The 6,894-nt window shown below is 67.9% G+C and carries 6 protein-coding genes; 3 read left to right on the top strand and 3 right to left on the bottom strand.

The annotated features are described in order from the left end of the window. The 3 genes from ABD210_RS17100 to ABD210_RS17090 form a co-directional block, all read left to right on the top strand. Positions 1 to 1,019 (top strand): ABC transporter permease (locus ABD210_RS17100; protein ID WP_344112541.1); only part of this gene is annotated, 1,019 nt, incomplete at its 5' end. Continuing rightward, entirely contained in the window at positions 1,016 to 2,203 is a 1,188-nt protein-coding gene (locus ABD210_RS17095; protein ID WP_425552682.1) for an ABC transporter ATP-binding protein, read from the top strand. The genes ABD210_RS17100 and ABD210_RS17095, both read left to right, overlap by 4 nt. 8 nt (positions 2,204 to 2,211) lie before the next feature. Next, positions 2,212 to 3,273 (top strand): ABC transporter ATP-binding protein, encoded by a 1,062-nt coding sequence (locus ABD210_RS17090; RefSeq protein WP_344112539.1) that lies wholly within the window; start codon positions 2,212 to 2,214, stop codon positions 3,271 to 3,273. 92 nt (positions 3,274 to 3,365) lie between these two features. Here ABD210_RS17090 and ABD210_RS17085 read toward each other — a convergent pair whose 3' ends face one another. The 3 genes from ABD210_RS17085 to ABD210_RS17075 form a co-directional block, all read right to left on the bottom strand. After that, positions 3,366 to 4,589, bottom strand: a complete 1,224-nt coding sequence (locus ABD210_RS17085) for a low temperature requirement protein A (RefSeq protein ID WP_344112537.1) — start codon at positions 4,587 to 4,589, stop codon at positions 3,366 to 3,368. 152 nt (positions 4,590 to 4,741) lie between these two features. Next, a complete protein-coding gene (locus ABD210_RS17080) occupies positions 4,742 to 6,019 on the bottom strand; it encodes a sugar ABC transporter permease (protein ID WP_344112536.1) in 1,278 nt (425 codons plus the stop codon). Next, positions 6,016 to 6,825 carry an ATP-binding cassette domain-containing protein gene (locus ABD210_RS17075; RefSeq protein WP_344112535.1) on the bottom strand — a complete coding sequence of 270 codons (810 nt, stop codon included), beginning with the start codon at positions 6,823 to 6,825 and terminating at the stop codon, positions 6,016 to 6,018. The genes ABD210_RS17080 and ABD210_RS17075 overlap by 4 nt, the downstream gene beginning before the upstream one ends. Positions 6,826 to 6,894: the final 69 nt, after the last annotated feature.

The raw sequence follows: 6,894 nt of genomic DNA, 5'->3' as shown, positions 1-6,894 counted from the left end.
CACCCTCATCGGTGAGGAGAAAGCTCGTGCTCTACTTCGTGGCGCGCCGCCTGGTCAGCGCGCTCAGTGTCGTGCTGGTCACGCTGATCGCGACCTTCACGCTGTTCTTCGTCGCGCCGACGGATCCGGCGGCGTCGATCTGCGGTGAGCGCAACTGCACCCTGCAGCGCTACAACGAGATCAAGTCGAACCTGCACCTGGACCGACCCAAGGTCCAGCAGTTCGCTGAGTACACCGCGGGCATCTTCGTCGGCCGGGACTTCGAGACCTCCGGCGTCGTGCAGCATTGCGGCGCGCCCTGCCTGGGCTACTCGTTCAAGAACGACCGGCCTGTGGTGGACATGCTCAAGAGCGCTCTGCCGGTCACCGTGTCGTTGGTGTTGGGCTACGCGGTGCTGGTGCTCACGATCGGAGTCTTCATAGGTTCCATGGCCGCGAAGAGACGCGGGACCCTCGGAGACCGGGCGCTTATGACGAGCACCTTGGTCCTCAGCTCGGTGCCGTACTACATCGTCGCGCTGATGATCTCGCTCTACTTCACCATCCTCTATCCGATTCTGCCCCGCAGCGGCTATACGGCGCTAACGGACAACCCGGGCAAGTGGTTCGCCGGGTTGCTCACGCCGTGGCTGGTCCTGGGCATTTACTTCTGCACGCAGTACGCCCGGTTCTCCCGCGGCTCCATGGTCGAGACGCTGAGCGAGGACTTCATCCGGACGGCCCGCGCGAAGGGACTGTCGGACCGGGTGGTCACCTACAAGCACGCGCTGCGCGCCGGCCTGATCCCCGTCGTCACCATCTTCGGTCTGGACATCGCGGGCAGCCTGGCCGGGGCGATCTTCACCGAGAAGATCTTCGACCTGCCCGGCCTCGGTAACCTGGTGATCGACAGCCTGAACAACTACGACCTGCCGGTGATCATGGGAACGGTCCTGGTCGCGTCGGCCGCTATCGTCGTGATGAACTTCCTCGTAGACATCGGCTACAGCCTCATCGATCCTCGGGTGAGGCTCGCGTGACCACACCCGCCAACGAGGGACGGAAGGCCTTACCGGACCGAAAGGATGGCCAGGACACCATGGTCGGCACCGTACCCAGCGAGGGTGAGGTGGCGCCCGAGCGGCGCAACCCGTCCATCGCCACCCGGGAGCGCCGGGACACGTCGCTCACGCCCAGCGGTGAGACGCCGTACCTGGTGGTCGAGGATCTGTCCGTCAAGTTCCCGACCGCCGACGGTGTCGTCAGTGCGGTCAACGGCCTGAGCTATGCCGTACCGCTGGGCCGCACGCTGGCGATCGTCGGTGAGTCCGGCTCCGGCAAGTCCGTCTCCAGCATGGCCGTGATGGGCCTGCACGACCGCAAGCGCACCAGGATCACCGGTTCGATCCGGCTCGGCGGCGACGAGATCGTCGGCCTGCCGGAGAGCGAGTTGATGAAGGTCCGCGGCGACGCGGTGGCGATGGTCTTCCAGGACCCGCAGTCCTCGCTGCACCCGCTGTACACGGTCGGCAACCAGATCACCGAGGCGTACCGGGTGCACCACAAGGTGTCCAAGGACGTCGCGAAGAAGCGCGCCCTGGAGATGCTCGACCTGGTCGGCATCCCGAACCCGGTCCGCCGGTTCAAGCAGTACCCGCACGAGTTCTCCGGCGGTATGCGGCAGCGCGCGATGATCGCGATGGGGCTGGTCAACGACCCGAAGCTGGTGATCGCGGACGAGCCGACCACGGCCCTGGACGTCACCGTGCAGGCGCAGATCCTGGACCTGCTGAACAACCTGCAGAAGGAGTTCGGCTCCGCGATCGTGCTGATCACGCACGACCTCGGCGTGGTCGCGGAGATGGCCGACGACGTCCTGGTCATGTACGCCGGCCGCTGCGTCGAGTACGGCACCGCCGAGGATGTGCTCGCGCGGCCGCGGATGCCCTACACCTGGGGTCTGCTCGAGTCGATCCCGACGGTGTCGGCGGCGAACGAGCGGCTGCGCCCGATCAAGGGTCTGCCGCCGAGCCTGCTGGATCTTCCGGGCGGCTGTTCCTTCAACCCGCGGTGTCCCTACAAGGACCGGGTGAAGGGTGAGCGCTGCACCACCGAACTGCCCGAGCTGTTGCCGGTCGACGGCGCCGGCGCACACATGTCCCGTTGTCACCTGCACGACAAGGCCTCGATCTACGAGGCCGAGGTCGCGCCGAGACTGGGCTGAGGAGAGAGATGAGCAAGACTGTGCGCCACGTCGATTCGGCCCCCGGCGCGGCGAAGACCCCGCTGCTGCAGGTCCGCGACCTCAAGATGCATTTCCCGATCAAGGAGGCGGCCGGGCTGGGCCGCACCCGCAAGGTCGTCCAGGCGGTCGACGGCGTGAACTTCGACCTCGAGCCCGGCGGCAGCCTCGGCCTGGTCGGCGAGTCCGGCTGTGGCAAGTCGACGACCGGCCGGATGATCACCCGGCTGCTCAAGCCGACCGCGGGCCAGATCATCTTCAAGGGCACCGACATCGCCCAGCTGAAGGAGAAGGAGCTGCGCCCGTTCCGGCGGGAGCTGCAGATCGTCTTCCAGGACCCGTACAGCTCGCTGAACCCGCGGCAGACGGTCAGCAACATCATCAGTACGCCGCTGCGGGTGCACAACCTGGTCAAGAAGGGCAAGGAGCTCGAGCGCGTCCAGGAGTTGCTGGAGCGGGTCGGCCTCAACCCCGAGCACCACAACCGGTACCCGAACGAGTTCTCCGGCGGCCAGCGTCAGCGCATCGGCATCGCCCGGGCGCTCGCGGTCGAGCCGGAGGTGATCATCGCCGACGAGCCGGTGAGTGCGCTGGACGTGTCGATCCAGGCCCAGGTGATGAACCTGCTGGAGGACCTGCGCCGCGATCTGGGCATCGCCTTCGTCTTCATCGCACACGACCTCGGGGTGGTCCGGCACTTCTGTGACCGGGTCGCGGTGATGTACCTGGGCAAGATCGTCGAGCAGGGCCCGCGCGATCAGATCTACGGCGCCCCGCAGCACCCGTACACCCAGGCGCTGCTGTCGGCTGCGCCGGACCTGGGCACGATCCGCGGTGTTCCGCCGAAGGAGCGGATCCGCCTGGTCGGCGACGTGCCGTCCCCGATCGACCCGCCGAGCGGTTGCCGGTTCCGGACCCGCTGCTGGAAGGCCGAGGACATCTGCGCCACCCAGGAGCCGCCGCTGATGAAGCAGGCCAAGTCGGGCGAGGGTCACTCCGCCGCCTGCCACTTCGCCGAGCCCAAGGTGGACCTGACCGCCGCTACCGCCTGACCCGCACCACACGCACCACCTCGAGAGCCGCCGCCGACCCACCCGGGTCAGCGGCGGCTCTCGCATTCTGGGCCCGGTGAACCAGGCCTGAATCACTCGGCGGGGCTGTGACTCCCGTGCCTGAGTTCGTCGCGCTCCCGGGAGAACCGGACCGCTTCGAACGCGACCAGCCCGGTCAGCAGAGCAGTCAGTACTGCGAGTTGCGCGAGCGCGGGTGCTTTGCCGAGTGCCGGCACGGCGACGACCGCCAGGGCGGCGGTGATCAGGCGGCTGACACCGAGGCGGCGGCTGGTTCGCCACTTGAAGCCGACGTGGCCGAGCAGATAGAGCACGACGCCGAAGAAGAGCGCATACAGCCCGATGCCCTTCAGCGGATCCTCCAGGTGGTGGTGCTCGGTGTCCCCGACGTACTCGAGCACCTTCTTCAGGCCGAGAGCGAGCAGCACGATGCCGGCCACCATCGGGAAGTGCAGGAAGGTGTACGCGTCGCGGGCCAGCTTCGGCCGGGTCTCCAGTGGTTCGGCGGCCAGCGCCTGCTCGCCGTACAGGACGGTCGCGTCGAAGTAGATCCACCAGAGCGCGGCCGCGACGGCCAGGCCCAGCACGGAGGCGATCAGGATCGGCCAGGAGATCGGCAGATCGGTGACGCCGACGCCGATGGCAACGATCGACTCGCCGAGCGCGATGATGACGATCAGGCCGTGTCGTTCGGCGAAGTGCGCGGCCGAACGCAACCGCCAGCCGCGCGCGTCGATCAGGTAGGTGCCGCCATAGTCCGCGGCCAGGGCCAGTGCCCAGAGCAACGTCTGCGTCGTCCCGTGGAACTGCGAGGCGACCAGCAGCAACGCGGTACCGGCGAGCATCGAGGGCGCGAACCGCAGCAGGGTCCGCCGCAGCACCCTGTCCCCGTCGGCGATCAGCCAGAACAACAGCAGATGCATCGCCCGGAAGGCGAAGTACGCGATCGCTATCACGACCGGGCCGGGCAGTCCGCCCTCCAGGTCGTGGAAGGCCTCCGGGATCGACAGCGCGATCACGAACATCGCCGCCATCGCCGCCAGCATGACGCCACGAACCGAACCCTCGTCGGCCTTGACCAGGTTGCAGAGCCAGGAGAAGCCGATCCAGCTCCACCAGAGCAACCCGACCAGCAGCAGGCCACGGATCAACCCGGGCCAGGTCAGGTCGTGCGCCATCAGCGCGGTGATCTGGGTCAGCGCGAAGACGAAGACCAGATCGAAGAACAGCTCCAGCGTCGTGACCGGCTGATCCTCCGAGGTCGCCTCAGCCTTGATCGGCACCCTGCGCGTCGTCATGGCGCTCATTGTGCCGCAGGACAAGGAGAACGGACCGCCGCTCCGGGCGGAGAGCGACGGTCCGTCGTACTGCGGGGTGTTGCGTGCGGTGTTGCGGTTGGTACGGCGGGCTCCCGCCGATGCAGGGGTCGAGACAGGAGCCCACCGGGTCTTCAGGCCCGGCCGTGCGCCTGACGGCTGCGGCGGCTGAGGGAGTCGATCGTGACGGCGATCAGCAGAACGCCGGCGGTGACCATGTAGCGCACGCTGGAGTCGAGGCTGAGCAGCGCGAGCCCGTTGGAGATCGACATGATCACCAGCGCGCCCAGGAGAGCGGAGTACGCCGAACCGCGGCCGCCGAACAGGCTGGTTCCACCGATCACGGCGGCGGCGATCGCGTTCAGGTTGGTGTCGCCACCACCGCTGCTCTGGTTCACCGCGACCAGTCGTGCGGCGGCCAGCAGACCACCGACCGCGGCGAAGGTCGAGCACGCCGCGAACACCGTCAGGTAGATCACCCGGACGTTGATACCGGCCCGGCGTGCTGCCTCGACGTTGCCGCCGACCGCCACCACGGACCTGCCCCACCGGGTCTTGCGGATGGCGAAGTCCGTCGCGACCACCAGGGCGATGAACAGCAGGAACATCGAGGACACGCCCCGGTCGCCGTTCAGCACGATGACGGGGATCAGCAGGACCAGGGCGAGCGCGCCGGCCTTGATCGCGATGATCGACGTGGGTGCCGCCGACAGCCCGGCTGCGACGCGGGCGCCTCGTCCGCGCAGCCTGCTGAGGACGTACGCCGCGACGACCACCGCGATCAGCCCGTAGGCCAGCACGGGGGACAGGAAGCTGCGGGTGGCGAATCCGACCAGCGCGGAGTCGAAAGGCAGGTTCAGCGAGCCCTCCTTGCCGAGCACCAGCAGCTGGAGTCCGAGGAAGCCGAGCAGGCCCGCCAGGGTGATGACGAAGCTGGGCACTCCGAAGCGGGTGTAGAGCGCGCCGTAGAACAGGCCGATCACCAGGCCGATGGCCATACCCGCGACCAGCGAGGCGACCAGCGGCCAGCCCTTGTTGACGAAGGTGACACCGAGCACCGCCGCGGAGAGACCGCTGACCGAGCCCACCGAAAGGTCGATCTCGCCCAGCAGCAGCACCAGAACGATGCCAATGGCAATGACTCCGACCGAGGTGGTCTGCAGGGTCAGGTTGACCAGGTTGCGGCTGGACAGGAAGTTGCTGTTGGCGACCTGGAAGACCGCCCAGATGATGATGAGCCCGACCACCACCGGGACCGAGCCCAGGTCGCCGGAGCGGAGCCGCGCGGTGAAGGCCGAGATGGCGCCGCTGACGCCGCGGCTGGCGATCAGGCGCTCGTCCTGCAGGTCGGCCGGGAGCGCGGGGGTGTTGTCCTGCACTGCGACCTCTGATCCATCGACCGGGGTGGTCATGATGCGGAACCCTCCTCCCGTGTCCGGCGCGCCGCGCGCTCTGACACTGCGTTGTCCGTCGCGCCGGTGATGGCCGCGATGATGTCCTGGGTCTTCGTCTCGCTGACGGTGAAGACGCCGTTGTTGCGGCCGAGCCGCAGCACCGCCACCCGGTCCGCCACGGCCATCACGTCGGCCATGTTGTGGCTGATCAGGATCACCGCGAGACCACGCTCGCGGAGCCGCTCGACCAGGTTGAGGACCTCGGCGGTCTGAGCCACGCCGAGAGCCGCGGTCGGCTCGTCCAGCATCACGACCTTCGGCTGGCCGAGCAGGCTCCGGGCGATCGCGACCGTCTGCCGCTGACCACCCGACAGGCTGGCGACCGGGATCCGGACGCTCGGGATCTTCGCCGACAGTTGGCGGAGCAGCTCCCAGGAGGACCGCTCCATCTCGACCTCGTCGAGCACCCTGCCCTTTTGCAGTTCACGGCCCAGATACAGGTTCGCGACCACGTCGAGGTTGTCGCACAGGGCGAGGTCCTGGAAGACGGTGGCGATGCCTAGGTGCTGGGCCTCCGCCGGGCTGCCGACCCTGACCTCCGACCCGTCGAACATCATCGTGCCGTCGTCGGCGGTGTAGACACCGGCGATGGTCTTCACCAGGGTCGACTTGCCGGCGCCGTTGTCGCCGACGAGGGCGAGCACTTCACCAGCGCGCACGTCCAGTTCGATGTTCTTCAGCGCCTGGACCGCGCCGAACCGCTTCGAGATTCCTCGCAGCGCCAGCACGGTGCTGGTGCCCACCGGGGTGGGAGTGACAGTCATTGATCAGCCTCCTGAGGCTTCGTACAGGGCCTTGAGCCCCGGGGCACCCCCGACCTCCTCAAAGAGCCG

This window comes from Kribbella alba, assembly GCF_039529635.1.
Lineage (GTDB): Bacteria > Actinomycetota > Actinomycetes > Propionibacteriales > Kribbellaceae > Kribbella > Kribbella alba.
The sequence above is the reverse complement of the archived record's forward strand: the minus strand, read 5'-3'. Positions and strand labels throughout refer to the sequence as shown.

Coding starts and splice junctions, on each gene's coding strand:
- ABD210_RS17080 (WP_344112536.1), bottom strand. CDS start 6,019: ATGACCACCCCGGTCGATGGATCAGAGGTCGCAGTGCAGGACAACACC.
- ABD210_RS17090 (WP_344112539.1), top strand. CDS start 2,212: ATGAGCAAGACTGTGCGCCACGTCGATTCGGCCCCCGGCGCGGCGAAG.
- ABD210_RS17075 (WP_344112535.1), bottom strand. CDS start 6,825: ATGACTGTCACTCCCACCCCGGTGGGCACCAGCACCGTGCTGGCGCTG.
- ABD210_RS17085 (WP_344112537.1), bottom strand. CDS start 4,589: ATGACGACGCGCAGGGTGCCGATCAAGGCTGAGGCGACCTCGGAGGAT.